This is a genomic window from Enterobacter sp. BIDMC 30 (genome assembly GCF_000534355.1).
GTDB lineage: Bacteria > Pseudomonadota > Gammaproteobacteria > Enterobacterales > Enterobacteriaceae > Enterobacter > Enterobacter ludwigii.
In genome coordinates this window covers 4,570,070-4,596,457 of record NZ_KI973169.1, presented here as the reverse complement: position 1 = coordinate 4,596,457, position 26,388 = coordinate 4,570,070, and the positions used below count along the sequence as shown (strand labels likewise).

General features: G+C 55.3%; 22 protein-coding genes. 8 read left to right on the top strand and 14 right to left on the bottom strand.

The genetic code is table 11. From position 1 onward, the window contains the following. Positions 1–158: 158 nt before the first annotated feature. The gene (locus tag L466_RS00905) at positions 159–1,808 is read left to right on the top strand and encodes a methyl-accepting chemotaxis protein (protein WP_014168340.1); all 1,650 of its coding nucleotides are present in this window, start codon (positions 159–161) and stop codon (positions 1,806–1,808) included. Here the strand turns inward: L466_RS00905 and L466_RS00910 are convergent. The 3 genes from L466_RS00910 to L466_RS00920 form a co-directional block, all read right to left on the bottom strand. After that, complete coding sequence (locus tag L466_RS00910) at positions 1,805–2,770, bottom strand: DMT family transporter (RefSeq protein ID WP_032681866.1); 966 nt, start codon at positions 2,768–2,770, stop codon at positions 1,805–1,807. The genes L466_RS00905 and L466_RS00910 overlap by 4 nt on opposite strands. Positions 2,771–2,845: 75 nt before the next feature. Continuing rightward, entirely contained in the window at positions 2,846–3,670 is an 825-nt protein-coding gene (locus L466_RS00915; RefSeq protein ID WP_032681865.1) for an AraC family transcriptional regulator, read from the bottom strand. An 81-nt stretch (positions 3,671–3,751) separates the two neighbouring features. Continuing rightward, entirely contained in the window at positions 3,752–4,600 is an 849-nt protein-coding gene (locus tag L466_RS00920; protein ID WP_032681863.1) for an SDR family oxidoreductase, read from the bottom strand. An 84-nt stretch (positions 4,601–4,684) separates the two neighbouring features. Between L466_RS00920 and L466_RS00925 the strand changes: the two genes are divergently transcribed. After that, entirely contained in the window at positions 4,685–5,071 is a 387-nt protein-coding gene (locus L466_RS00925; RefSeq protein WP_014168344.1) for a winged helix-turn-helix transcriptional regulator, read from the top strand. A 44-nt stretch (positions 5,072–5,115) separates the two neighbouring features. Here L466_RS00925 and L466_RS00930 read toward each other — a convergent pair whose 3' ends face one another. Next, positions 5,116–7,059 carry a bifunctional 2',3'-cyclic-nucleotide 2'-phosphodiesterase/3'-nucleotidase gene (locus tag L466_RS00930; protein ID WP_032681862.1) on the bottom strand — a complete coding sequence of 648 codons (1,944 nt, stop codon included), beginning with the start codon at positions 7,057–7,059 and terminating at the stop codon, positions 5,116–5,118. A gap of 190 nt (positions 7,060–7,249) precedes the next feature. Here L466_RS00930 and cysQ point away from each other — a divergent pair, with 190 nt between their 5' ends. Further along, the gene (cysQ, locus tag L466_RS00935) at positions 7,250–7,990 is read left to right on the top strand and encodes a 3'(2'),5'-bisphosphate nucleotidase CysQ (RefSeq protein ID WP_014168346.1); all 741 of its coding nucleotides are present in this window, start codon (positions 7,250–7,252) and stop codon (positions 7,988–7,990) included. Here cysQ and L466_RS00940 read toward each other — a convergent pair. Further along, on the bottom strand, positions 7,984–8,541 hold the full coding sequence (locus L466_RS00940; RefSeq protein WP_014168347.1) for a YtfJ family protein: 558 nt from the start codon (positions 8,539–8,541) through the stop codon (positions 7,984–7,986). The two genes, cysQ and L466_RS00940, sit on opposite strands and share 7 nt — an antisense overlap. 324 nt (positions 8,542–8,865) lie before the next feature. On the opposite strand from L466_RS00940, the gene L466_RS00945 reads away from it, so the two are divergent. Beyond that, on the top strand, positions 8,866–9,072 hold the full coding sequence (locus tag L466_RS00945; RefSeq protein ID WP_003856054.1) for a DUF1107 domain-containing protein: 207 nt from the start codon (positions 8,866–8,868) through the stop codon (positions 9,070–9,072). 78 nt (positions 9,073–9,150) lie between these two features. Here the strand turns inward: L466_RS00945 and L466_RS00950 are convergent, their stop codons facing one another. The 6 genes from L466_RS00950 to L466_RS00975 form a co-directional block, all read right to left on the bottom strand. Next, positions 9,151–10,488 carry a polyamine export protein PaeA gene (locus tag L466_RS00950; RefSeq protein ID WP_014168349.1) on the bottom strand — a complete coding sequence of 446 codons (1,338 nt, stop codon included), beginning with the start codon at positions 10,486–10,488 and terminating at the stop codon, positions 9,151–9,153. A 193-nt stretch (positions 10,489–10,681) separates the two neighbouring features. Continuing rightward, positions 10,682–12,229 (bottom strand): MFS transporter, encoded by a 1,548-nt coding sequence (locus L466_RS00955; RefSeq protein ID WP_014168350.1) that lies wholly within the window; start codon positions 12,227–12,229, stop codon positions 10,682–10,684. Positions 12,230–12,296: 67 nt separating this feature from the next. Beyond that, complete coding sequence (locus L466_RS00960) at positions 12,297–13,331, bottom strand: Gfo/Idh/MocA family protein (RefSeq protein ID WP_032681861.1); 1,035 nt, start codon at positions 13,329–13,331, stop codon at positions 12,297–12,299. Positions 13,332–13,343: 12 nt separating this feature from the next. Further along, positions 13,344–14,411, bottom strand: a complete 1,068-nt coding sequence (locus tag L466_RS00965) for a Gfo/Idh/MocA family protein (protein WP_032681859.1) — start codon at positions 14,409–14,411, stop codon at positions 13,344–13,346. Positions 14,412–14,413: 2 nt separating this feature from the next. Continuing rightward, positions 14,414–15,592, bottom strand: coding sequence for a Gfo/Idh/MocA family protein (locus tag L466_RS00970; protein ID WP_032681858.1), 1,179 nt, complete (start codon positions 15,590–15,592; stop codon positions 14,414–14,416). Positions 15,593–15,607: 15 nt separating this feature from the next. Continuing rightward, the gene (locus L466_RS00975) at positions 15,608–16,759 is read right to left on the bottom strand and encodes a Gfo/Idh/MocA family protein (RefSeq protein ID WP_032681857.1); all 1,152 of its coding nucleotides are present in this window, start codon (positions 16,757–16,759) and stop codon (positions 15,608–15,610) included. 193 nt (positions 16,760–16,952) lie between these two features. Between L466_RS00975 and L466_RS00980 the strand changes: the two genes are divergently transcribed. Continuing rightward, on the top strand, positions 16,953–18,011 hold the full coding sequence (locus L466_RS00980; protein WP_014168356.1) for a LacI family DNA-binding transcriptional regulator: 1,059 nt from the start codon (positions 16,953–16,955) through the stop codon (positions 18,009–18,011). On the opposite strand, the gene msrA is transcribed toward L466_RS00980, so the two are convergent. Beyond that, complete coding sequence (msrA, locus tag L466_RS00985; protein ID WP_020882919.1) at positions 18,012–18,653, bottom strand: peptide-methionine (S)-S-oxide reductase MsrA; 642 nt, start codon at positions 18,651–18,653, stop codon at positions 18,012–18,014. Between the two features lie 225 nt (positions 18,654–18,878). Here msrA and tamA point away from each other — a divergent pair, with 225 nt between their 5' ends. Genes tamA through L466_RS01000 form a run of 3 tightly spaced genes read left to right on the top strand, consistent with a single transcriptional unit; the run spans position 18,879 to position 24,732 of the window. Continuing rightward, on the top strand, positions 18,879–20,612 hold the full coding sequence (tamA, locus tag L466_RS00990) for an autotransporter assembly complex protein TamA (protein WP_020882918.1): 1,734 nt from the start codon (positions 18,879–18,881) through the stop codon (positions 20,610–20,612). After that, entirely contained in the window at positions 20,609–24,385 is a 3,777-nt protein-coding gene (gene tamB / locus L466_RS00995; RefSeq protein ID WP_032681855.1) for an autotransporter assembly complex protein TamB, read from the top strand. Before tamA ends, tamB begins: the two co-directional genes overlap by 4 nt. 2 nt (positions 24,386–24,387) lie before the next feature. After that, on the top strand, positions 24,388–24,732 hold the full coding sequence (locus tag L466_RS01000) for a gamma-glutamylcyclotransferase family protein (RefSeq protein WP_014168360.1): 345 nt from the start codon (positions 24,388–24,390) through the stop codon (positions 24,730–24,732). A 42-nt stretch (positions 24,733–24,774) separates the two neighbouring features. On the opposite strand, the gene L466_RS01005 is transcribed toward L466_RS01000, so the two are convergent. After that, positions 24,775–25,068 (bottom strand): hypothetical protein, encoded by a 294-nt coding sequence (locus L466_RS01005; RefSeq protein ID WP_032669643.1) that lies wholly within the window; start codon positions 25,066–25,068, stop codon positions 24,775–24,777. Positions 25,069–25,579: 511 nt separating this feature from the next. Beyond that, on the bottom strand, positions 25,580–26,110 hold the full coding sequence (gene ppa, locus L466_RS01010) for an inorganic diphosphatase (protein WP_020882913.1): 531 nt from the start codon (positions 26,108–26,110) through the stop codon (positions 25,580–25,582). Between the last annotated feature and the right edge of the window lie 278 nt (positions 26,111–26,388).

The window sequence follows — 26,388 nt, the reverse complement described above, 5'->3', positions numbered from 1 at the left end:
GTGAGAACCAGATCACAAAAAAATAATGACTTTTAACTTGCTGAATGAATGCAGGAAATTACTTTAGAAAGTTTTTTAACGTGGGGAAACAGTAAACAACTCGCCGTGCGTGCCGATATATCCACGTCAGACAAACCTGCATATAAAAAAGGCAACGCATGTTTAAACGTATAAAAGTCATTACCCTTCTTATTTCGGTGCTGCTTGTGCTCGGCATCATGCAAGTCATTTCCGCCGGCATTTTTATCAACGCGCTGAATAACGACAAAGATAACTTCACCGTCTCGCAGCTCTCAAGCCAGAATGTCGCCGAGTTTACCGATGCATGGATCAGCCTCAACCAGGCCCGCGTGACCCTGAACCGCGGCATGCTGCGTCTGCAAAGCAGCATGGCATCTCAGATTAACGGCGGCCAGTTGAATGAACTGGTGAACACGGCGAAGAACCTGCTGGCGGATGCGCAGTCCCATTACGATAAATACTACGCTTTGCCTAATACTCCAGGTCTGGACGAGAATCTGGCTAACCGTCTGGAAGAGCAGTACCGCATTTACTCCGCCACGCTGACGCAAATGAACGTCCTGCTGGGCCAGGGCAATCTGGAAGATATGTTCAAGCAGAATGCGGAGCAGAAACAGACCGCGATGCAGAACGTGTACCGTGAATGGCGTGAAGCCCAGGCCGTCCTCACGGACAGAGGGATTAAAGACAACGAAAACGATTATAAACGTATCCTGTGGATCCTCTCTGCAGTCATGCTGCTGGTGATTGCCGTGATCGTCTCCAGCTGGATTGCGATGCGCCGCGTTCTGCTGCTGCCGCTGCAGGATGTGATCGGCCATATCCGCGCCATTGCCGCAGGGGATTTGACCCAGCCGATTCAGGCAGAGGGTAAGAATGAAATGGCAATCCTGGCGCGCAACGTTCAGGAGATGCAAACCTCGCTGGCAAACACGGTGGGCGTGGTGCGTGAAGGCGCAGACACCATTTACACCGGTGCAGGGGAAATCTCTGCGGGCAGCAACGACCTCTCTTCCCGCACCGAGCAGCAGGCTGCCTCTCTGGAAGAGACGGCTGCCAGCATGGAACAACTGACCGCCACGGTAAAACAAAACGCCGATAACGCACGTCAGGCTTCCCGTCTGGCGCTCGATGCCTCCTCAACCGCGAAGAAGGGCGGTAACGTGGTGGAAGGTGTGGTGCGCACCATGGACGACATTGCGACCAGTTCCAGCAAAATTGCGCAAATTACCAACGTAATCGACGGCATTGCCTTCCAGACCAACATCCTGGCGCTGAACGCAGCGGTGGAAGCCGCGCGTGCAGGCGAGCAGGGCCGTGGCTTTGCGGTGGTCGCAGGTGAGGTGCGTACCCTTGCCCAGCGTAGCGCTCAGGCGGCAAAAGAGATTAAAGCGTTGATCGACGATTCCGGCGAGCGCGTGAATGCCGGCTCACAGCTGGTAAACGAAGCCGGGGCGACGATGGCGGAGATCGTGAATGCGGTCACCCGCGTGACCGACATCATGGGCGAGATTGCCTCTGCCTCTGACGAGCAGAGCCGCGGTATCGATCAGGTAGGTCAGGCGGTGGCCGAGATGGATCGCGTGACCCAGCAGAACGCCTCGCTGGTGGAGGAGTCTGCGGCAGCGGCGGCCGCGCTGGAAGATCAGGCGGCACGCCTGAACGAAGCGGTAGCGGTGTTTAAAATTACCCGCAACCCGGTGGTCAACGCCGCGCCGGTGAAAAGCTACACTCCAGCGGCTAAACCTGTCGCGGCGACGTCTGAAGCGAACTGGGAAACGTTTTAACTCTCTGAAGCCGGAACGACCATCGGTTTTTCCGGCTTTGCTCTCACCGCCATCACGACCCCAACGACCAGCAATATAATCCCGCAGGCAGTTAACAGCGGCGGTACGCTCTGGCGCATCAGGAAGGTGTAAAGCAGCCCGGCCAGCGTTTCGAATACAATCAACGGCCCTAAAATTACCGTCGGCAGCTTCTGGCTGGCGATATTCCAGCACAGCGCGCCCACCCATGAGCAGAGCACCGCAATCGCCAGCATCAGCCCGACGAAGACCCACGGTCTCGGCCCGAACGGTTGAGCGAAATCCGGTTGCTGGTGGCCTAACCAGAGACAGGCCCCCACATAGCCCATAAGCGAAACCGGGAGCGTGACCAACGCCTGAGCCGTCGCCCACATCATCGGGTGTTTATCCGGGTTTTCCCGCAGCCAGCGCGCATTGCGCAGGGCATACCACGCCCAGCACACCACGGAAACGAATGCCAGCAGGATGCCAGAACCGTAACGCAACAGCGAGAAGTCCTCCAGCCCATGCTGCAGCTCGGCAATGTTGACGCAGACCAGCCCCACGGCGGTACACCCCAACGCTGGTACCATTTTTGACCACGCCAGTTTCCCGTCGCGGTGGCTGTAAAGCAGGTTAGCGAAGACCGGGATCACCACGGGCAGCGTGCCGATAATCATGGTAGATACCGGTGCACCGGTTCGCTGAATGGCGCTCGCCAGGCAAACATAATAGATAAGGTTGCCCATCATGGTCAGCGCCAGCGCGGTGAACCAGTCCTGTCGGCCGAGTTGACGCAAACGTGCACGACCGAGCCACGCCAGCGGGAGAGCAATCAGCCCCAGTGCCAGATAACGTCCGGTCGACTGCAGTATTGCCGGGTACTCCGGCACGATCAGCGGGCCGACAAAGATCAGTCCCCACATCAGACCCGCAAGCAGGGCATACAACACACCACTAATCATTTTTCCATCCACATCGGTTTATTCTGCGTTCAGTGTAGGAGGGGGAAGGGCGCACGTATTGTATGAGGTTGCGCATCAGCGCTTAACGACCTGTTTCTGGTAGCGCACGGGGGTAATGCCATAGCGGTGGGTAAAGGCGCGAGTCAAATGGGACTGATCGGTCAGCCCGGTCGCGGCGGCGACTTCGGCGGCGGGCATGCCGCGCGTGAGAAACGCTTTGGCGCGCCACAGGCGGATAGCCATCAGCATCTGATGCGGAGTGACATGGAAATGTGCCTTGAACTGGCGCTGAAAATGGTAGGGGCTCAGTGAGACCACGTTGGCCAGCTCGTCCAGCGTCAGGGCGTGCATGTAGTTGTCGTGCATATACTCACGAACCCGTTCGAACCGGTGTGCACCTTCTCGGGTAACCGGCGCGTGGCGGGCTAACGGCTGGAAGGTCTCGATCAGATCCAGCAGCAGGCCTTTTTGCGCCAGCGGGTCGTCCGTATGCCACAGGCCATAGATAAGCCTGCCGATTTGCTGTGAGCGCAGCGGGTCATGGCGGGTTACGTCACTAAACCACCAGTGGCGAAGGCCGGTTACCTCTTCCAGCAGATCGGGTTCAATGTAAACCATCCGGTAGCGCCAGCCGCCATCCGTCGCCGACTCCCCGGTGTGGATCTCGTCCGGGTTCATGGTCACGACGGATTTTTCCGCCGCGAGATGCTGGGTACCGCGATAGCGAAAGCGTTCGGCACCGGTTTCAATGGTGCCGATGCCGAAGGCTTCATGCGTATGAGGCTCAAAGGCGTAGTCAGAAATATGCGCGTGATAAAGCTCCAGGCCCGGCAAATGCGCCAGATGGCGAAAGCGCGCGCTGTCTCTCTCATCAATGAACTGTTCCGGTACGCCCTGCACGGTGAACCTCCTCATGAGTCATCTCTCCATTATCAGAGATGACCCGAGGGGATGCTACAAAAAATAACCATTTTGCAACATTTACAGGATGGCTTTAATGCTCTCTGAAAGCGGTGTGGTTGGACGCCCGATCAGTTTGCTCAGCGTATGGCTGTCGTCAAACAGGCCGCCTTTAGACGCGCCCACATCGGAGTCCGCCAGCATATCCGCCAGCCCGGCAGGCAGGCCAACGCCCTTCAGCGCCGCGGCAAAATCCGCCTCGCTCATGTTCTGATACGCCACGTTTTTGCCGCTCTGTTTGCTGAGTTCGGCCGCCAGTTCGCTCAGCGTCCAGGCGTGGTCGCCGGCCAGCTCGTATACGTTGCCTGCATGGCCGTCCCCGGAGATGACTCTTGCCGCGGCAGCCGCGTAATCCGCACGGGTGGCAGAGGCGATTTTGCCTTCACCGGCCGCGCCAATAAATACGCCGTGCTCCAGCGCGGGCGGTGCGCTCGCCAGATAGTTTTCGGTGTACCAGCCGTTACGCAGCAGGGCGTAAGGGATGCCGGACTCCGCCAGCGCCTTCTCCGTCGCGACGTGTTCAACGTGCAGGCCCAGCGGCGATTTATCCGCATGCAGAAGGCTGGTATAGGCGATGAATTTCACGCCAGCGGCTTTGGCAGCATTAATGACGTTCTGATGTTGGGTGGCGCGCTGACCCACTTCGCTGGAGGAGATCAGCAGCAGCTTTTCTACGCCCTTAAGCGCGGAGGTCATTGTGCTTTCGTCAGCGTAATCCCCCTGACGAACGGTAATTCCCTGCTGGCTCAGGGCTTCAGCTTTTGCCGGATTGCGGACAATCGCCACAATCTGGTTTGCCGGTACGGTGTTTAACAGCTGTTTGATAACGAGCTGGCCAAGCTGGCCGGTTGCGCCGGTAATTGCGATCATGATGAATCCTCTTCGTGTTTGTCTGGTGTTGTGGCACACTAGCACCATAGCTAACTTTTAGTAAGTACGTACATAAAGGTAAGTATGAAAACAACGATACCGACACTTAGCGAACAAATGCGCGATGGCAACCTCTTCGCGGAACAGTGCCCTTCCAGAGAGGTTCTCAAACATGTCACCAGCCGCTGGGGCGTGCTGATTCTGGTGGCCCTGCGACAGGGAACCCACCGTTTCAGCGACCTGCGCCGAAAAATGGGGGGTGTCAGCGAAAAGATGCTGGCCCAGTCGCTACAGGCGCTGGAACAGGACGGGTTTGTTAATCGCGTCTCGTATCCGGTTGTACCACCGCACGTTGAGTATAGCCTGACGCCGTTAGGGACAGAGGTGAGTGAGAAAGTGGCCGCGCTGGCGGACTGGATAGAAGTGCATACGCCGCAGGTGATGGCGAACCGGGAAGAACGCGCGGCGTAAAGGCAGGCCGGGTAAGGCGAAGCCGCTACCCGGCACACACCGCGTTACTTGCTTAAATCCACCTGATAAATGGCGAAGCCAATATCATCTGTTGCAACTTTCTTCATCGGATAGTGGGCTTTATCGTTAATAAACGCCGCCGCTTTATCGGACGGTGAAGTTTCAAAACGGATGTCCAGCGGCGTGTCGCTGTGAATGGGAGCCAGGCGCCAGTTGTTGTCCACTGCCGGATGAATGCCCCCCGCTTTTTTGGACTCCGCGCTGATCCACGCCGCCAGCACCGAGCGGTTCTCGTCCGGTGAGGCAAAGGCAATATGGCCATCTCCCGTGCCGGCAAACTTGCCGCCGTAGGCGCGGTAGTTATTGGTTACCACCAGGAAGGTGGCATTCGGGTCGATGGCTTTGCCCTTAAAGGTCAGGTTTTTGATGCGCTCGGCCTGCGGGTTAATGACCTGGCATTCGCCGTCATATTTTGCAGGCTGGGTAACATCAATCTGATACTCCACGCCGTCAATCACGTCAAAGTTATAGGTCCGGAAGCCATCCCAGTTAATCAGCGACTGCGGTTTACTGCTCTTCGGATCGATCTGGTTGAACTGTCCGGAAGAGCACTCCAGCCATTCCTTCACCTCTTTACCTGTCGCTTTCACTACCACCAGGGTGTTCGGATAGAGATAGAGATCGGCGGCGTTACGGAAGGTCAGTTGGCCCTTTTCGACTTCAACGTAGCTTGCCGGGTCATTCTTACGCCCGCCCACTTTGAACGGTGCCGCGGCCGACAGCACCGGCAGTTTTGCCAGGTCCGGGTCGCCCTGAATAACATGTTCGACATAGGCTTTTTGCGCCATGTTAACCACCTGGACAGTCGGGTCATCCTGCACCAGCGCCAGGTAGCTGTACATGTTATCCGCCGATTTACCGATCGGCTTGCTGACGAAGTCGCGGGTGGCGTCGTGATCGTGCTTCAGCACGTCGACCAGTTTTTTATCTTCGGCGGCGAGTGATTTTTTAGCCGCAGCGTCGTAAATCGGGCGCGCCTCTGCTTTTGACTGAGTGACCTTCCAGTCGCCGCCGTCGTTATTGAGGACCAGATCCACCACACCAAGGTGGTCGCCCCACATGCCCGGCATCACCGACGGCACGCCATTGAGCGTCCCTTTCTCGATGTCTGCACCCTTAATGTTGGCAAAGTCCTTACCCGGGAAGACCGCGTGGGCGTGGCCGAACAGGATCGCATCGACGCCCGGGACTTCACTCAGATAATAAACGGAGTTTTCCGCCATGGCCTGATACGGATCGGCGGAGAGTCCCGAGTGCGCAACCACCACAACCAGATCTGCGCCTTTTTCGCGCATTTCCGGCACGTATTTGCGCGCAGTTTCGGTAATATCGTTAACGGTCACTTTACCGTCGAGGTTGGCTTTATCCCAGGTCATGATTTGCGGCGGCACAAAGCCGATATAGCCAATTTTAAGCGTCTGTTTTTTACCGTCCTGATCGACAACCTCGGTCTCTTTAATCAGATAGGGGGTAAAGAGCGGCTTCTGCGTCTTAACGTCGATGATATTGGCGTTAACGTACGGGAATTTCGCGCCAGCCAGCGCATCGTGCAGGTACTTCAGGCCGTAGTTAAATTCGTGGTTGCCCAGGTTGCCGACGGTATAGTCCAGGGTGTTCATCGCTTTATATACCGGGTGGATCTCGCCTTTCTTCAGCCCCTTCGCCGCCATATGGTCCCCGAGCGGGCTACCCTGAATGAGATCGCCGTTGTCGACCAGCACGCTGTTTTTAACTTCATTGCGGGCGGCAGCGATCAAACTTGCCGTGCGTACCAGTCCGAATTTTTCCGTCGGGGTATCTTTGTAGTAATCGAAGTCCATCATGTTGCTGTGCAGGTCGGTAGTTTCCAGAATTCGCAGGTCTACCGTCGCCGCCTGTACGCTCACTGCAATCAGCGTCGCCAGGAGCGTTGCGCTAAACTTAATCATCAGAGGAGTCCTTTTTTCGATCCAGGCCACAAAAGAATATGTATCTATAGCGTGTTGCTTACATAAATGTGAATCCTGACAGAAAAAAGCGCCATGAAACCAGAATTGCTTCACAGATAGCGGAATTGTTCCCATTACGATATAACTAAAACAAAGAGTTAACCCCACTGCGTTAACAAAGAGGTGGAGAATGTTAGATAAGATTTGTCAGCTCGCACGGGATGCGGGAGATGCCATCATGCAGGTGTATGACGGTGCAAAACCGATGGAGGTCGTCAGCAAGGCAGATGACTCTCCGGTCACCGCGGCAGATATCGCGGCTCACAAGGTGATCCTGCAAGGGCTGCAGGCCTTAACGCCGGATATCCCGGTCCTGTCAGAAGAAGCGCCGCAGAGCTGGGACGAGCGTCAGCACTGGCAGCGTTACTGGCTGGTGGACCCCCTCGACGGCACCAAAGAGTTTATCAAGCGTAACGGTGAGTTCACCGTCAACATCGCGCTGATTGAAAAAGGCAAAGCGGTGCTTGGGGTGGTATACGCGCCGGTGATGAAGGTCATGTACAGCGCTGCAGACGGTAAGGCGTGGAAGGAAGAGTGCGGCGTGCGTAAGCAGATTCAGGTGCGCGATGCGCGTCCACCGCTGGTGGTGATCAGCCGGTCGCACAGCGACAGCGAACTGCAGGAATATCTGCAACAGCTGGGTGAACACCAGACGACCTCGATTGGTTCATCACTGAAATTCTGTCTGGTGGCGGAAGGTCATGCCCAGCTCTACCCTCGCTTTGGGCCAACGAACGTCTGGGATACCGCGGCAGGGCATGCGGTCGCCACGGCCGCCGGGGCACATGTTCATGACTGGCAGGGTAAGCCGCTGGACTACACCCCGCGCGAATCCTTCCTTAACCCCGGCTTCCGCGTCTCTATTTATTGAGCCAGCAGTTTGTGCAGCAGGGCGACAACCTGCTGCACCTCTTCCTGGGTTAATGCCCCGTCTTTCACCCACTGCACGCGGCCGTCTTTATCCAGCACGATGATTGCGGAGCTCTCTTCCTCCAGCTGCCACGCCTTACGCGTCACGCCGTTGCTGTCGACAATAAACTGCGACCACGGATAGAGTTTTTTATTGCTCTCAAGGCTTGAACGCACAAACATGCCGGAGCCAGGAATGGCATCGTCAGTATTAACAATCGTGGTGGTCTGGTAGCGGTCGTGTGGGAATTTTGCGGCCTTGATCGCTTCCACCAGGTTGGCATTTTTCTCTTTTGCGGATGTACGACCGGCAATATGTTGTACAACTCTCACTTTGCCTGCGAGCTGCGCGCTATTCCACGCTTTGTAGCTAAACTTATCATTGTCGAGAATCAATTCTCCCCGGTCAGCAATGCCGACTGGTGGTACTCGTTGTCCTTTTTCAATCGCGTGAGCGCTAGCCCACAGAGGCAGAAGCAGACAGGCTGCTGCAAGGATAGTACGTAGGGTCATGGTGTTTCCTTATTGTTTGCAGGTGATCCGACCACTTGGTCATACGCTTTTAATCATAAGTGCGATCAATGTGGTTTTCCCGCAATCCCGATGCCAGTTTGCGGGTGAACGCACATATCCATGAAAAAACGACGGCTTATACTGCCCTGAGTGAAGCTTTGCAAAGATTATTCTGAATAATTGTAATCAAACGGTAAATAAACTTATGCATACTGGGTAACACCGTAGTTCTGGTCTATAGTCTTTGGGCAACAAAATTTGCGCTCAGGACAGTCGGGCCGATTGTGGCACCGCAAGAGCGTATGATTCGCAGGAGATACAAGAATGAAAATTTTCCAACGCTACAACCCGCTTCAGGTGGCGAAGTACGTGAAGATCCTGTTCCGTGGACGGTTGTATATCAAGGATGTTGGCGCTTTTGAGTTTGATAAGGGCAAGATCCTTATCCCAAAAGTGAAGGACAAGCAGCACCTGTCTGTGATGTCTGAAGTCAACCGTCAGGTTATGCGTCTGCAAACTGAGATGGCTTAACCAACGTGCTATGCAGTAGTTAAAAACGCAGTTGATAAAAAAACGGCTCCCGATGGGAGCCGTTGATGTTTATGGGCCTTACGCCGACACTTTCTCTTCTGCGTCAGGCATCCGCGGCACCAGCACGGTCGGTTTATTATCGATACGCGTCACCAGCAGCTGGTCGATGCGGTAGTTATCAATATCCACCACTTCAAACTTGTAGCCAGAGAACTTCACCGAGTCGGTACGTTTCGGGATTTTTCGCAGCATAAACATCATAAAGCCGCCAATGGTCTCGTAATTACCTGACTGCGGGAACTCGTCGATATCCAGCACGCGCATGACATCGTCAATCGGCGTACCGCCGTCGATAAGCCATGAGTTTTCGTCACGCTGAACAATCTGCTCTTCCAGACCCTGGCCAACCAGGTCGCCCATCAGCGTGGTCATCACATCGTTGAGGGTGATGATGCCCACCACCAGCGCGTATTCGTTCATGATAACGGCAAAATCTTCACCGGCCGTTTTGAAACTTTCCAGCGCTTCAGAGAGGGTGAGGGTATCCGGAACAATCAGGGTATTGCGGATCTGAACGCCGCTGTTGAGCGCCAGGCTCTGGTTGGCCAGCACGCGGTTCAGCAGGTCTTTCGAGTCCACATAACCGATGATGTGGTCGATATCTTCATTACAGACCAGGAACTTGGAGTGCGGGTGCTCGGCCACCTTTTGCTTCAGGCTCTGCTCGTCTTCGTGCAGGTCGAACCAAATCACGTTTTCACGTCCGGTCATGGATGACGGTACGGTGCGGGATTCCAGCTCAAACACGTTCTCAATTAACTCGTGCTCCTGCTTGCGCAGCACGCCCGCCAGGGCACCCGCTTCGAAGACCGCATAGATATCATCAGAGGTGATATCGTCTTTTCGCACCATCGGAATTTTAAACAGGCGGAAAATGCTGTTGGCCAGGCCGTTGAAGAACCACACCAGCGGACGGAACAGGAACAGGCAGAAGCGCATCGGGTTGATGATGCGCAAAGCCACAGCTTCTGGCGCAATCATACCGATGCGTTTCGGGGTTAGATCAGCGAAGAGGATGAACAGGCCAGTCACCAGCGAGAAGGAGAGAATAAAACTCAGTTGCTCGGAGAGTTCAGGTGAAAAGTAGCGTGCGAAGAGGCCATGAAACACCGGTGAAAATGCTGCATCCCCCACGATACCGCCCAGGATGGCGACCGCGTTCAGGCCAATCTGCACCACGGTGAAAAACATTCCCGGGTTTTCCTGCATTTTGAGTATGCGTGATGCGTTAACGTTGCCTTCGTCAGCAAGCAGTTTCAGTTTGATTTTACGGGAGGCGGCCAGCGAGATCTCGGATATCGAGAAAAATGCACTGACGGCAATGAGACAAAGTATCACTAAAATACTGTTTAACATAGTTTATCCGGCTTCAGCCAGATCCTCGGAAGGGAAGTTAATTACATTTGTGTGAAGACACATAGAACGTCAGCTCGTAGCGTTGAGCTGATTATTTCAGCGGGTAGTATAGCGTAAAGGCGTGTAAATCTGCCAGAGGTCACATTTTGGCATAAAACCGGCCGGACAGCGAAGCGCTGTCCGGTACGTACGGCTATTTTACTGCGGATAAACTGGCGTTTCCTGCCGCCCGGCGCGTGGCATCCCCTCCCCACACCTGGTCATACTCATAGCCGGTGAGCTGTTTGATCACCACGCGGGTGTTGGCGTCGCAGTCGCGATAATCTCCGCCCAGCTTGCGGCGCGCAATCTCCTTCAGCAGCAGCTTGTGCGTCTCGCGGGTCAGTTTAAATTTGTAGGTCGTGAAGAAGCTCACGGCCAGAAGGGCCGCCGTCGCGAAAATCAGCAGGCCGATAATGGCCCCCAGCGCGCTTTCAGGCTGTGCGCCGCTGCCCTTCACAAACCCTGACTCCTGCAGCACCAGACCGATGATCATAATGGCAATCGCCACGGTGCTTTTGCGGGTCAATACCATCACGCCGGCAAAAATCCCTTCGCGGCGCTGCTGCGTTACAATCTCATCGATATCAGGGATGAAACTGTAGATATTCCACGGGATGTAATAAAGACCAGAGCGGGCGGCACCGAGCAGGATAAAGACTCCCGAGAACAGCAGCGTTGGCACCTGCGTTTTGGTGAGGTAGACCGTAAACAGGAATACCAGCACGGCGAAGATACAGCCATAAGAGAGGCGCAGCGCGGCGGACGGCGTGATATTCAGCCGGTTCAAAAGCAGCATAAATCCGTACGTGCCTGGTACCGAGGCAAAGGCGGCAATGCTCAGCCAGCCCGACACGGCCGCCGCATCCTGGCTCAGACAATAAACGACATAATAGGTAAAGACCGAGCCGAAGACGTCCATCGCAGTAAACGAGAAGATATAAATAATGATATGCAGGCGGAATGCGCGGATGCGAAAGGACGAAAAGAGGTCCAGTACCAGATATTTCAGATGATTGGCTACCCCGCTGCTGCGCTGGTTATCTATCTTAAAATCGGACTCCTGATGCACATCTTTCGCTTCCCACGTGGTGTACCACGTAATAAACACCGCAAGGCAAAAAACGCAGGAAAATATCAGTCCGGTGAGCGTATAGGTAAACGGATTGTCTTTCCCGGTGAACTGCATAATGACGCCGGGGACGGAAACGGCAAGGAACCCCCCAAGCTGGGAGCAGATCATGCGCACCCCTGAAAGTCGGCTGCGCTCTTCATAGCGGTTCGTCATTTCTGCGGCCAGCGTCTCCCATGGCACTAGCACCATCGCCGACAGCAGTTCAATCGAGAGATAGGTTCCCAGGTAATACCAGTATCCCATATCTGTCAGCCACAGCAGGGCATACAAAAACATTAACGGGGAACTCAGTAATAAAAAGAAACGGCGACGGCCAAATTTACGTCCGAGCCAGGTACCCGCAAAATTATCAGTGATATAACCCATGATCGGGCTTAACAGCGCATCAATGACGCGGGCGATAGCAAATATAGAGCCCGCTTCAATAACAGACAGCCCGCAATAGGTCGTGTAAAAAAATAACAGCCAGGTGCCGATAATGGCGAAAGCGCCTCCGCCAAACAGATCGGTTATGCCGTAGCCAAGCGCCACGCCATAACCAACTCTACGTTCAGTTGGTTTGACCATAATAATATCCAGTGTAGGGTAATGATTAACCCGTTTTACGGGGCGTATTTTTATTAACGTCTGGAATTCAAATTACGTTCTGGTTGTTGATATTTATCCATTGTCTTGTTTGAGATGACCGATAAATAGCCTCCACAAGGGTGAGTGATTTTCCGGCGGTACGGATATCGATATAGTCTCTGTTTTCCGGATGATGAACGGCAGTATAAAACCGGTGGATCGCCTGCTGATGACCCAGCCCCCAGTAGCTTTTTACCGTGCCGTCGGGGGAATCATCGCTTGCCAGTTTTAACCGCTCACCCGGCGTGACGCGCCAGAGAGTGTTGTCATTCAGCAGCAGCGAGCCGCGTTCACAGTGGATCTCCAGCAGGAGAGGGGCGTCCGTGGTGTGGCAATTGCTGGCATAAAACAGGCCGCGGGCGCCGTTGGCGAAGTGTAGCGTGGCCATTGCGCTGTCTTCGCCTTCGGTCACCTCTGCCAGCTCACCGCTATCCACCACGCCTTTCACTCGCGTCACGCCTTCACCGAACCACTGCATCAGGTCGAGCGTATGGATTGCCTGGTTGATCAGCAGACTCCCGCCTTCTGTTGCCAGCCGACCGCGCCAGGGGCTTTGCGTGTAGTAAGCGCCCGCGCGTGACCATGTGAGTACTGCCCTGATACTGAGCATTTTCCCCAGCTGTCCATGGCCTAACTCCTGCCGAATACGCTGGCTGGTGGGGTTGAGCCGGTTCTGATAGCACACGCCGAGCAGGCTCTGAGCCAAATCGGCAGCACGGGTGATATCAATGAGTTCACGGGTGTTCATGCCCACCGGTTTTTCGCAAAAAACATGCTTCCCGGCGGCGAGTGCCGCCAGAATCATCTCTTTATGTTCGAAGTGGGGCGTACAGATGTGTACCACGTCGATGGCATCATCCAGCAGCATTTCCCGGTAATCCTGATAAAAACGGCATTGATAGTCTTTCGCCAGCGCCAGTCCTTTAACGCTGTCGATGTCGACCAGCGCTCGCAGCGCGACGTTGGGTATCTGGCGCAGGGCATTGACATGGCAGCCATGAATCGCCCCGCCGCCGATGATAGCGGTATTCAGGATAGTCATCTCCGGCGCCCCTTAACCCGCCGCGTTGGCGAGCATTTGAGCCTTCACGCAGAGCTCTGCAGCCTTGAAGGCGTGCGCCTGCGTCATGGCATTTTCAGTCCGATGGAGACAGTCGAGGATCAGTTCGCCAAAGAACGGGAATCCGACCTGGCCTGCTACCGGATAACGGAACTCCCCCTCTTTATTGACGAGATAAACCACATCCTGCTCGCCGCGGGTTAAATCGACGTATTTGCGGATTTCGATGTAGCCCTCGGTGCCGAGCAGCGTCAGTCGCCCGTCACCCCATGTGGACAGCCCGTCCGGGGTAAACCAGTCGCAGCGGAAGTAGCCGCTGGCGCCGTTTTCGCCTTTGAGCATTGCGTCGCCAAAATCTTCAAAGGCGGGGTACTGCGGGTGTTTAACGTTCCGGACCTGGCTTGCCATCACGGTTGCATCGCGGTTGCCGGTGTAAAAAAGGAACTGCTCAATCTGATGGCTGCCGATGTCACACAGGATGCCGCCGAAGTATCGCCGATCGTAAAACCAATCCGGCCTTCCTTCGCCTTCACGGTGTGGGCCTGTCCCCAGCGTTTGTACCACGTCGCCGATGGCACCTTGCTTTACCAGTTGACCGGCAAAGACAGCACTCTCAACATGCAGACGTTCGCTGTAGTAAACTGCGTATTTCTTACCGGTTTTTTCAACCATCGCTTTGGCATCTGCCAGCTGTTCAAGGGTGGTGAGCGGCGCTTTGTCGGTAAAGTAATCCTTCCCCGCCGCCATCGATTTCAGCCCCAGCGCACAGCGCTCAGAGGGGATGGCGGCGCCTGCCACCAGACGCACCTCGTTATCGGCGAGGATCGCCTCCAGCGAATCCGCCACTCTGGCCTGCGGATACTGCTGGATAAATTTATCCACTCTGGACGGATCGGGATCGTAAACCCATTTCAGCGTGGCGCCGGCCTCAATCAGCCCGTTACACATTCCATAAATATGCCCGTGGTCGAGCGCGGCAGCGGCAAAGACAAACTCACCTTCCCGGACAACGGGCTGAGGTTTGCCGACTGGCGCGTAGTTCATTCCGTCATGTTTATTCATCTTCAGATTCCTCGATCCAGATCTTTACCCAGGGGGATAGCGCCCACTTCGCTGAAGTTGGCCACGCTTGCGGATTTCTCATGAAAACGGGGGGCGAGGGTGTTAATCCCGCCGGTACGGTAAAACGGATCGTCACGTGGAATGGGGAGCGAGACCACGGTGCGGGTGATGGCAGATTTATAAATTGCGGTAATCAACTCCAGCGAGCGTTTTCCCTGTAATCCATCCACCAGCGGAGCCGTGCCGCGTTCAATACTCAGCAGCAGGTCGTTAATCTGCCCGGTATGCAGCGTCCACGCGAGTGCCGCTGTCTGCGCAAAAACAGCGTTGAGCTGTGCTTCCCGCTGCTGGTCGTGAGTTTCCTGAGGAAAACCGTTATCGGCACTCACGCTGGCACAGGCTTGCCAGGGGGCAGAGATGCGTGCGCGCTCGCCCTGGATGACGATCTTCTGATCTTCGCCGTGATGCACCACCGAGGCGGTAAGCTGCGTGAGTGCGCCGCTGGGATATTTGAATATTGCGGCGCTGAGGTCTTCCACTTCGGCATTGTCATGCGCCACGTTGGTCATCATCGCCACTACCTCGGATGGAACCCCGAGCATCCACTGAATAGCGTCGATATGGTGAACCGCATGATTGAGCGTGCAGCCGCCCCCCTCTTTTTCCCAGGTGCCACGCCACCACAGATCGTAATAGCAGTGGCCGCGCCACCAGAACGAATCCACCTGCGCATGGCAGATTTTGCCCGCGAGGCCGGAATCCAGCGCTGCTTTTAAGCGCCAGAAGGCATCGGTAAAGCGATTTTGCGCAATGATGGAGAGCGTTTTGCCGCTGGCCTGCTGAGCCGTAATCATCGCGTCGCACTCCTCAAGCGAGGCGGCCATCGGCTTTTCACACAGCACATGGCACCCGGCCTCCAGTGCATCAATGCTTATCTGTGCGTGGACATACGGTGGGGTGCAGACATCGACGATATCGACGTCTGGCTCGGATGCCAGCATCTGCTGATGGCTCTCATACACGCGGGCCTGCGTCAGGCCGTAGCGCGTTTTTTTCTCGTGCGCTTTTTCCGGGTAGATATCCACCAGCGCGACAATCCGGCAGCGCTGACCAAACTGCAAATAACCCTGAATATGGTTATGTGAGATATTGCCTGTACCTACAATGGCGATATTTAGCATCTGTCGTCTCCGGAGTTACCAGGTGCCTGAGGCATCAAGCGTCACGTTTATGGCCTCTTTAGCAACAGAGGTGCTGATGCGTTGCTGGAGCAGGCGCAAGTAGTGTTTCTCGTTGATCGGCAGTTCGACCCAGTCGTCAGTCCAGGTGGAAAGATGCATGGCATTGGAGAGCGTCAGGCCGTGGATCCCGTCCAGGCCCGGCGCAATCAGCGGTTCACCGCGCAGGATGGCGGCGCAGAAGTTTGCGGTAATGACATGATGTTCGCTGCATTCGGCGGCGACAGGAATGTCGACCTCCCAGCATTCAGGCTCCCCAAAACCGTTTTGCCAGCGGGCGTTAAACGCGGTTTCGGACTCACGTAGCCGCCAGTAGCGAAGCCGCCCCTCTTCGACGACCACTTTGCCGCGATCCCCGACGATCTCCAGGCGATTTGTCCCCGGCGTTTCTGCCACGGTAGTGATAAATACACCGGTAGCCCCATTGGCATACTCGGCATAGGCGGTGACCTCGTCTTCCACTTCAATGTCACGATGTTTGCCGAACTGGCAAAACGCGCGCAGGCGGACCGGCATGCCCACCAGCCACTGCCAGAGATCGAGCTGATGCGGATCCTGGTTGAGCAACACGCCGCCGCCTTCTCCTTTCCAGGTCGCGCGCCAGCCGCCGGAGTTGTAGTAGCTCTGCGAGCGGTACCAGTTGGTGATTATCCAGTTAGAGCGGCGGATCTCGCCCAGCTCGCCGCTGTCGATAAGGTCCTTAACCTTCCGGTAGAGCGGGTTTGGTCGCTGGTTGTACATGATGCCAAACACCACGTCGCACTCGCGCGCGCAGGCGTTCATCTCCTGCACCTGCGCCGTATAAACGCCTGCCGGTTTTTCACACAGGGTATGAATGCCGTTACGCATCGCCAGCATCGACAGGCGCGGATGTTCGTAATGGGGCGTGGCGACAATCACCGCGTCGATAAGCCCGCTCTGGATCATCTCCTGGGCATCACTGAACAGGGGAATGGCCCCTACCAGCTGGCGAATGGCCGGGTGTTTTTCCGGTGCATTGTCACAAACCGCCGTCAGGCAGGCGTCATTGACCGTACCCGCGAGTAAATAACGTGCGTGGACCGTACCGATATTACCTATACCAATAATGCCAAAACGTACCTTCTCCATGTCACACCTTAATTTCAGTTGAAAAGAAGTGATGACCGGAAAATAGGAAAGGCGAGGCGTAGCGACAATGTGTTTTTGTGAGAATACTCGCAAGGTGAATAAGTAATCTCCAGGCTTTCTGAAATTTGGTTTTAAAATCAAAAGGCTGTTTCTGCAAATATTTGCAAAAACTGATTGAGAGCGAGGTCACACTATGCCGGGCAGGTTAAAAATGGAGGAGATCGCGGCCCTCACGGGATATTCCGTTAGCACGGTGTCGAGGGTATTAAGCGGCAAGTCATATACCAGCGATAAAGCCCGGGATGCGATCGTTCGCACCGCACGAGAGCTGGGCGTGCTGGAGTCCATGGCCAGTGGACGGCTGTTGATTAACGGTATTGCCGTTTTTGCTCCGGAAAGAACCTTTCAGGGGCGCGGCGATATTTTTTATCTTGAGGTGACCAAAGGGATTGCTGAGGCCTGCTCGCCACACAATGTGTGGGTCAGCTGTTGCGGATTAGAAGAACAGCACGCCGATGTAAAATTATTTATGGAAAAGGCCAGCCAGAAGAACATCAACGCGATAATTATTATTGGTACTGATGATGCCACCATATTTAAACTGGCCAGCACGCTCAATAAACCCTGCGTCTTAATTAATTCCGTGGACCGGGAGCGGGTACTGGATTCGGTATCACCCGATCACCGGGCGATTGGCTTCACCGCCATGCAGTATCTCTTTGAACAGGGGCACCGGCGGGTCCTGACGCTGACCTGCCTTCGGCGAGATACGCTTTACGCTCGTCTGGATGGCATTAAAGAGGCGTATCGCCATTTTCACGTCGCCTTTGAGCCGCAGCGTGATTTACTCGTGACGGAGTGGTTTACCGCAGACGAAGCCGAGCGGGCGCTGGATGAGTGGCTGCTGAGTCATGACAGAGCGCAGTGGCCAGAGGTGATTTTCCCGAACAGCACCAGCATGACCGAAGGTGTGGTGAGGGCATTAACCCGCCACGGGCTGCGCGTCCCGGAAGACATCTCTCTGATTACCACCGATTTTGCCTGGAATTTAGCGCACCGGCTGGAAAAACCGGTCACGGGGGTCACGGTGCCCTGCCGCGAACTGGGGATTGAGGCCGTGCACCTGCTGCAGACCCGCCTTAACAGGCCGCAGGCACCGGTTTTTAACCTGCTGTTGCAGGGAAAAGTCATGAATTATGGGTCGGTCAGTAATGCCACGCGCCACGCGGCTCGCGTGGCGCTAGACCAGTAATCAGGCCAGCTGTGGCGGCAGGCAGACGCCGATACCCCCGATACCGCAGTAGCCGTACGGGTTTTTATGCAGGTACTGCTGGTGGTCGTCTTCCGCATAGTAGAACGGTTTGGCAGAGGCGATTTCCGTGGTGACCTCGCGGTTGTCACCGGCATCGTGCATCGCTTTCTGGAAGCGCTCAAGGCTTGCGCGGGCGGCCGTCTCCTGCTCAGGAGTGAGAGGGTAGATAGCCGAGCGGTACTGGGTGCCGTGGTCGTTACCCTGACGCATGCCCTGGGCCGGGTCGTGGTTTTCCCAGAACACCTGCAGAAGTTGCTCATAGCTAATGACGGCAGGGTCATACACCACGCGTACGGCTTCGGCATGACCGGTCTCGCCAGAGCACACTTCGCGATAGGTTGGGTTTGGCGTATACCCCCCCGTGTAACCCGCCGCGGTGCTGTAAACGCCGGGGAGTTGCCAGAAGAGACGTTCTACGCCCCAGAAGCAGCCCATGGCGAACAGGGCGATTTCCATTCCATCAGGAACGTTTGTCATTGAATGGCCATTCACGGCGTGTAAGGTCGCCACAGGCATAGGGGTGTTGCGTCCCGGTAATGCATCAGCTTGTGAAACAAGATGCTTTTTGTCGAATAAACTCACGATGGGGGCCTCCCGGGCTGCGATGTTTCGGTTAAGGTTGTCACGAAGCGTTTAATTGAACACAATAAATGCGCTGAATGAGTCTAGATTTAATCATAAGAAATATTTGGGTGTTACACCCGTTTTCAACCCGTGATGTGGGTTTTTGGCTAACAGGCCGTATTTTGCCGCGGAGCGGCACTTCATTTGCTTCCAGGGTGGAAAAAGGGATATTCAGGAGAAAACGTGACAAAAATCCGCCAGTTATGTTTGGTCAGTTTATTGCTGACAAGCGGGGTTGCCAGCGCGGCGAATGTCCGTTTGCAGGTTGAGGGGTTATCCGGGGCGCTGGAAAAAAACGTGCGTGCGCAGCTGTCGACCATCGAGAGCGACGAAGTGACGCCGGACCGGCGTTTTCGCGCGCGCGTGGATGATGCGATCCGCGAAGGGCTGAAAGCGCTGGGTTATTACGAACCCACCATTGATTTCGATCTCCGTCCGCCGCCAAAGAAGGGGCGACAGGTGCTTATTGCCCGCGTTTCACCGGGTGAGCCGGTGTTGATCGGCGGCACTAACGTCATTCTGCGCGGCGGCGCGCGTACGGACCGGGATTACCTGGATCTGCTCAGCACGCGGCCGAAAAACGGTACCGTGCTGAACCACGGTGACTACGACCATTTCAAAAAAGAGCTGACGAGCGTCTCCCTGCGTAAGGGTTATTTTGACAGCCAGTTCGACAAAAGCCAGCTGGGCATTGCGCTCGACAGGCACCAGGCCTTCTGGGATATCGATTATGACAGCGGCGAACGTTATCGTTTCGGCGATGTGACCTTCGAAGGCTCACAAATTCGTGAAGAGTATCTGCAAAACCTCGTGCCTTTCAAAAAGGGCGATTACTACCAGTCGCGTGATCTGGCGGAGCTGAACCGCCGCCTCTCCGCCACCGGGTGGTTTAACTCGGTGGTTGTCGCGCCGGAGTTTGATAAATCGCGCAAAACCAAGGTGTTGCCGCTGCATGGCGTTGTTTCGCCGCGCACCGAGAACACCATTGAGACCGGTGTTGGTTATTCGACCGACGTCGGTCCGCGCGTGAAAGCCACGTGGAAAAAGCCGTGGATGAACTCATACGGTCACAGCCTGACCACCAGCGCCAGTATCTCAGCGCCGGAACAGCAGCTCGATTTCAGCTACAAAATGCCGCTGCTGAAAAACCCGCTTGAACAGTATTACCTTGTTCAGGGCGGTTTTAAGCGTACCGACCTGAACGATACCGAGGCAGATTCCACCACGCTTGCGGTATCGCGATACTGGGACCTCTCCAGCGGCTGGCAGCGCGCCATTAACCTGCGCTGGAGTTTGGACCACTTTACCCAGGCCAACGTCACCAACACCACCATGCTGCTCTACCCGGGGGTGATGATCAGCCGTACCCGCTCGCGTGGCGGCCTGATGCCAACCTGGGGCGATTCCCAGCGTTACTCCATCGATTACTCCAACACCATGTGGGGTTCCGATGTGGATTTCTCGGTGATTCAGGCGCAAAACGTCTGGATCCGCACGCTGTATGACAAACACCGCTTCGTGATGCGCGGCAACCTCGGCTGGATTGAAACCGGCGACTTCGACAAAGTTCCGCCGGATCTGCGCTTCTTCGCCGGTGGCGACCGCAGTATTCGCGGTTACAAATACAAATCCATCGCGCCGAAAGATGATGACGGCAAGCTGATTGGTGCCTCCAAGCTGGCTACCGGCTCGCTGGAGTACCAGTACAACGTCAGCGGAAAATGGTGGGGCGCGATGTTTGTCGACGGCGGCGAAGCGGTAAGCGATATCCGCCGCAGCGACTTTAAAACCGGCGCGGGCGTGGGCGTACGCTGGCAGTCTCCCGTCGGGCCAATCAAGCTCGATTTCGCCGTGCCGGTGGGTGATAAAGAAGAACACGGTTTACAGTTTTACATCGGTCTGGGGCCTGAATTATGAGTTTATGGAAGAAGATAAGCCTCGGGGTGCTGATTTTTATCGTACTGCTGCTCGGTACGGTGGCGTTTCTGGTCGGAACGACGTCTGGCCTGCATCTGCTGTTTAACGCGGCTAACCGCTGGGTTCCCGGGCTGGAAATTGGCCAGGTGACAGGCGGCTGGCGCGATCTGCGTCTGAAAAACATCCGCTATGAGCAGCCTGGCGTGGCGGTAAACGCGGGGGAATTTCACCTCGCGGTGAAGCTGGGCTGCCTGCGGGACAGCAAGCTGTGCGTTAACGATCTATCGCTGAAAGACGTGAACGTGGCGATAGATTCGAAGAAAATGCCGAAATCGGCACCCGTTGAGGAAGAGGATAGCGGCCCGCTGAATCTCTCCACACCGTATCCGATTGCCCTCTATCGGGTGGCGCTGGATAACGTCAATGTCAAAATCGACGACACCACCGTCTCCGTCATGGATTTCACCTCCGGCCTGCGCTGGCAGGAGAAAAACCTCGCTCTGACGCCAACCTCCCTTCAGGGGCTGCTGATTGCGCTGCCGAAAGTGGCGGACGTGGCGCAGGAAGAAATTGTCGAGCCGAAGATCCAGAACCCGCAGCCGGAAGAGAAACCGCTGGGCGAAACGCTGAAAGATCTCTTCTCTAAACCTGTGCTGCCGGAGATGACGGACGTTCATCTGCCGCTGAACCTGAATATCGAAGAGTTTAAAGGCGAGCAGCTGCGTCTCACCGGCGATACCGATCTGACGGTCTTCAACATGCTGCTTAAAGTCAGCAGCATCGACGGCAACATGAAACTCGACGCGCTGGATATCGACACCAACCAGGGCTCGGTTAACGCGTCAGGGAATGCCCTGCTGCGCGACAACTGGCCGGTGGATATCACCCTGAACAGTTCGCTCAACATCGACCCGCTGAAAGGCGAAAAAGTGAAGGTCAAAGTGGGCGGGGCGCTGCGCGATAAACTGGATGTCGGCGTTAACCTCTCCGGCCCGGTGGATATGGATCTGCGCGCGCAAACGCAGCTGGCGGAAGCGGGGCTGCCGCTCAACCTTGAGGTTGTCAGTAAGCAGCTCTACTGGCCGTTCACCGGCGAAAAACAGTTCCAGGCCGATGACCTGAAGCTCAAGCTGAGCGGCAAAATGACGGATTACACCCTGTCGTTCCGCACGGCGGTGAAGGGGCAAGGTGTTCCGCCAGCGACGATTACGCTGGATGCTAAAGGCAACGAGCAGCAGGTGAATCTCGACAAACTGACCGTCGCGGCGCTGGAAGGCAAAACTGAACTCACCGCGCTGCTCGACTGGCAGCAGGCGATCAGCTGGCGCGGCGAGCTGAAGCTGACGGGGATCAACACGGCCAAAGAGGTGCCAGACTGGCCATCAAAACTGGACGGCCTGATCAAAACCCGCGGCAGCCTGTATGGCGGTACGTGGCAGATGGACGTGCCGGAAATCAAGCTTACCGGTAACGTGAAGCAGAATAAGGTCAACGTTGAAGGCTCGCTGAAGGGCAACAGCTATCTGCAGTGGGTGATCCCGGGTCTGCACGTGGCGCTGGGCCGTAACACGGCGGATATCAAAGGCGAGCTGGGGGTGAAAGATCTTAATCTCGATGCCACCATTGATGCGCCAAATCTGGATAACGCCCTGCCAGGGTTGGGCGGTACGGCGAAAGGGTTAGTGAAGGTGCGCGGCACGGTAGAGGCTCCGCAGCTGCTGGCCGATATCACCGCCAGCAACCTGCGCTGGCAGGCGCTGACCGTTGCGCGGGTTCGCGTCGAAGGGGATGTGAAATCCACCGATCAGATTGGCGGTAACCTGAACCTGCGCGTGGAGCGCATTTCTCAGCCCGACGTGAACATTAATCTGGTCACTCTGGATGCCAAAGGTAACGAAAAACAGCACGATCTCCAGCTTAAGGTGCAGGGCGAGCCGGTATCCGGTCAGCTTCATCTGACCGGAAGCTTTGATCGCAAACAGGCGCGCTGGAAAGGGACGCTGGACAATACCCGCTTCAACACCCCGGTAGGGCCGCTGGCGCTGTCCCGCTCTATCGCGCTGGACTACCGCAACGCCGAACAAAAGATCAGTATCGGACCGCACTGCTGGACCAACCCGAATGCGGAACTGTGCGTGCCGCAGACCATTGATGCGGGGGCTGAAGGGCGTGCGCAGATCAACCTTAATCGCTTCGACCTGGCGATGCTAAAACCGTTTATGCCGGACACGACTCAGGCCAGCGGCGTCTTTAGCGGGAAAGCCGATGTCGCGTGGGACACGACCAAAGAGGGGCTGCCGCAGGGTAGCGTGACGCTCTCTGGTCGTAACGTGAAGGTGATACAGGAGGTGAACGACGCACCGCTGCCGGTGGCGTTTGATACCCTCAACCTGAGTGCCGATCTGCATAACAACCGCGCGGAGCTGGGGTGGCTTATCCGTCTGACCAACAACGGTCAGTTTGACGGGCAGGTGCAGATTACCGATCCGCAAGGACGCCGTAATCTCGCCGGTAACGTTAATATCCGCAACTTCAACCTGGCGATGGCCAACCCGATTTTCTCACGTGGAGAAAAAGCAGAGGGGATGCTCAGCGCGAACCTGCGCCTGGCGGGCAATGCGCAAAGCCCGCAGCTGTTTGGCCAGATGCAGCTTAACGGCGTGGATATCGACGGCAACTTTATGCCGTTTGATATGCAGCCAAGCCAGATTGCGATGAACTTCAACGGCATGAGCTCGACCCTCGCCGGGGTGGTGCGTACCCAGCAGGGGCAAATCAACCTCAGCGGCGACGCCGACTGGAGCCAGCTTGATAACTGGCGGGCCCGTGTTGCGGCCAAAGGCAGCAAGGTGCGGATCACCGTACCGCCGATGGTACGTCTGGACGTATCCCCGGATATTGTCTTTGAAGCCACCCCAAGCCTCTTCACGCTGGACGGCAACGTGGACGTACCGTGGGCACGCATCGTGGTGCACGAGGTGCCTGAGAGCGCGGTGGGCGTCTCCAGTGACGAAGTCATGCTCAATGAAAATCTCAAACCCGTTGAGCAGAAGAGCGCCGGTATTCCGATCAACAGTAACCTCACCGTTCACGTCGGCAATAACGTGCGTCTGGATGCGTTTGGGCTGAAGGCGAGACTGACGGGGGATCTGAAAGTCGCGCAGGACAAGCAGGGTCTGGGTCTGAACGGCCAGATCAATATTCCTGAAGGGCGCTTCCATGCCTATGGTCAGGATCTGATTGTGCGTAAAGGTGAGCTGCTGTTCTCCGGCCCACCGGATCAGCCACTGCTCAATATCGAAGCGATTCGTAACCCGGAAGCCACCGAAAACGACGTTATTGCGGGTGTTCGCGTTACCGGCTCTGCTGATGAGCCGAAGGCGGAGATCTTCTCCGACCCGGCAATGTCGCAACAGGAAGCCCTGTCTTACCTGCTGCGTGGGCAAGGACTGGAGAGCGGCCAGAGCGACAGTGCAGCGATGACCTCGATGTTAGTAGGTCTGGGGGTTGCACAAAGTGGGCAGGTTGTGGGTAAAATCGGCGAGACGTTCGGCGTAAGCAATCTGGCACTGGACACCCAGGGCGTGGGTGACTCCTCGCAAGTGGTGGTCAGTGGCTATGTACTGCCGGGTCTGCAGGTAAAATATGGCGTGGGGATCTTTGACTCACTGGCAACACTCACGTTACGCTATCGCCTTATGCCTAAGCTATATCTGGAAGCAGTGTCCGGCGTAGACCAGGCACTTGATCTGCTCTATCAGTTTGAGTTTTAGCAATGCGAATATTTGTCTACGGCAGTTTACGAACCAAGCAAGGCAACAGTCACTGGATGACCAATGCCCTGCTGCTGGGGAATTACAATATCGAGAACTACCAGTTGTATAGCCTGGGCCACTATCCAGGCGCGGTTCCTGGGGAAGGAACAGTACAGGGTGAAGTTTATCGTATTGATAATGCTACTCTTGCCGAACTTGATGCCTTGCGCACCAGGGGCGGTGAATACGCTCGCCAGTTGATCCAGACGCCGTATGGAAGTGCGTGGATGTACGTCTACCAGCGTCCGGTCGAGGGGTTAAAGCGGATTGTAAGCGGTAACTGGTTAGACAGAGACCAGTACTGAAAAAAACAACGCCACCGTCAGGTGGCGTTGTTTTTTATGGGCTTAGCTCTCTTCTGTGCTTCGGCGTCGGGTCAAAAACAGCGGAACAAAAAGCATGATGTACGGAGCAACCAGCCATATCAGACACAGGGCGCGTGAAAAGCCGTAGTAGTTGATGCACCGCGTATTGCTTGAAATGACGGGAATAAAAAACAGTAAAAACAGCAAAATGGCATAATCGCTACGGTAGGGGATCCATAAATAAAACAAAAACCAGGCGAGCTGGAATGTCATGATGCAGAGATACTGCCATTTGCTGTCTTTACCGTAACAGTCAAACGCCTTTATGTAGCCCATCTTTATGCTGTGAAGAAAGAAACGTAGCATGTAAAACGCCCACAATCGCGACGGTCAGGAGTGTGCTGACCAGCAACTTAATTAAAAAATAGCTATGGGTGATATTAGTAGCACCTGAGCTCAGGGTATGCCGTTTACTCTACCCGCTGTACATTGCAACAAAAAGGGTAGACACACCTGTCTTCATACAGCCCTGAAGCAGACACGAAACGGGCATATTCGTCGGTAATTGTTTTAACGCAGCGTGTAGGGCAAATGCAGGCTATTAATAGCGTTAGATGATATCAAAGACCTATCTCGGTAAATATCAGGTCATCACTCTCATAATACCCTGCAAGCTCTTCAAACAGGTCGGCTCTGCCGGGGACAAAACCTGGGGTCACAAGCTCATATATTCTGCTGGTTCCTTGAGATGTTACCCGCTATACCGTATTTAGCGTGCCAGTATCGCGTCAGACGCAAGGTACAAAAAAGCCCCGACTCGCGGGGCCTTATTATTCAGCGGTAAGAATTACTTCTTCGCAGCGCGTTCGAAAGAGGAGATGATTTCCGCTTTCGCTGCTTCTGCGTTTTCCCAGCCGTCAACTTTAACCCACTTGCCTTTTTCGAGGTCTTTGTAGTGCTCGAAGAAGTGAGTGATCTGCGCTTTCAGCAGTTCTGGCAGGTCGTTCACATCTTTGATGTGATCGTACTCTTTGCTCAGTTTGGTGTGCGGAACAGCAACCAGTTTCGCATCTTCACCAGATTCGTCGGTCATTTTCAGCACGCCAACAGGACGGCAGCGAATGACTGCGCCTGGCTGCAGTGGGTATGGCGTTGGAACCAGTACGTCAACCGGGTCACCGTCCAGAGACAGGGTGTGGTTGATGTAACCATAGTTGCATGGATAGAACATGGCGGTAGACATGAAACGGTCTACAAACAGCGCACCGCTCTCTTTGTCCACTTCGTATTTGATAGGATCTGCGTTAGCCGGGATTTCGATAACTACGTAGATGTCTTCTGGCAGTTCTTTACCCGCAGGGACGTTGAGTAAGCTCATGTCTGTGTCCTTTAAAATGGATGGTAAACAAGTGGCAGGTATTATAGCCAACTGGCGCTGAAAGTCTCCGCCTGTTTTCGTCTTCTCTCCACGTTCTCCCCACTTTTCAGACCGATTCCATGACAGGAAAATCCATAAACTCAGCCGCTTTTTTAATGGTGAAATGAAAGCGATTACAAACTTGTGATTAACGTTTTATTCACTTTTCTGAAGTGTGATGTAACGCAATTCGTTACATATTTCATTGGCTATAGTCATTTCGCAGAACATCTTTTAAC

Excerpts from the sequence above, each read along its gene's own strand:
- L466_RS01005 (WP_032669643.1), bottom strand. The coding sequence starts at position 25,068 with ATGGGCTACATAAAGGCGTTTGACTGTTACGGTAAAGACAGCAAATGG.
- L466_RS00930 (WP_032681862.1), bottom strand. The coding sequence starts at position 7,059 with ATGATTAAGTTTAGCGCAACGCTCCTGGCGACGCTGATTGCAGTGAGC.
- L466_RS00950 (WP_014168349.1), bottom strand. The coding sequence starts at position 10,488 with ATGTTAAACAGTATTTTAGTGATACTTTGTCTCATTGCCGTCAGTGCA.
- L466_RS00910 (WP_032681866.1), bottom strand. The coding sequence starts at position 2,770 with ATGATTAGTGGTGTGTTGTATGCCCTGCTTGCGGGTCTGATGTGGGGA.
- ppa (WP_020882913.1), bottom strand. The coding sequence starts at position 26,110 with ATGAGCTTACTCAACGTCCCTGCGGGTAAAGAACTGCCAGAAGACATC.
- L466_RS00925 (WP_014168344.1), top strand. The coding sequence starts at position 4,685 with ATGAAAACAACGATACCGACACTTAGCGAACAAATGCGCGATGGCAAC.
- L466_RS00940 (WP_014168347.1), bottom strand. The coding sequence starts at position 8,541 with ATGACCCTACGTACTATCCTTGCAGCAGCCTGTCTGCTTCTGCCTCTG.
- L466_RS00905 (WP_014168340.1), top strand. The coding sequence starts at position 159 with ATGTTTAAACGTATAAAAGTCATTACCCTTCTTATTTCGGTGCTGCTT.
- L466_RS00965 (WP_032681859.1), bottom strand. The coding sequence starts at position 14,411 with ATGAATAAACATGACGGAATGAACTACGCGCCAGTCGGCAAACCTCAG.
- L466_RS00980 (WP_014168356.1), top strand. The coding sequence starts at position 16,953 with ATGCCGGGCAGGTTAAAAATGGAGGAGATCGCGGCCCTCACGGGATAT.
- L466_RS00920 (WP_032681863.1), bottom strand. The coding sequence starts at position 4,600 with ATGATCGCAATTACCGGCGCAACCGGCCAGCTTGGCCAGCTCGTTATC.
- L466_RS01000 (WP_014168360.1), top strand. The coding sequence starts at position 24,388 with ATGCGAATATTTGTCTACGGCAGTTTACGAACCAAGCAAGGCAACAGT.
- L466_RS00970 (WP_032681858.1), bottom strand. The coding sequence starts at position 15,592 with ATGCTAAATATCGCCATTGTAGGTACAGGCAATATCTCACATAACCAT.
- L466_RS00960 (WP_032681861.1), bottom strand. The coding sequence starts at position 13,331 with ATGACTATCCTGAATACCGCTATCATCGGCGGCGGGGCGATTCATGGC.
- L466_RS00955 (WP_014168350.1), bottom strand. The coding sequence starts at position 12,229 with ATGGTCAAACCAACTGAACGTAGAGTTGGTTATGGCGTGGCGCTTGGC.
- L466_RS00975 (WP_032681857.1), bottom strand. The coding sequence starts at position 16,759 with ATGGAGAAGGTACGTTTTGGCATTATTGGTATAGGTAATATCGGTACG.
- tamB (WP_032681855.1), top strand. The coding sequence starts at position 20,609 with ATGAGTTTATGGAAGAAGATAAGCCTCGGGGTGCTGATTTTTATCGTA.
- cysQ (WP_014168346.1), top strand. The coding sequence starts at position 7,250 with ATGTTAGATAAGATTTGTCAGCTCGCACGGGATGCGGGAGATGCCATC.
- L466_RS00945 (WP_003856054.1), top strand. The coding sequence starts at position 8,866 with ATGAAAATTTTCCAACGCTACAACCCGCTTCAGGTGGCGAAGTACGTG.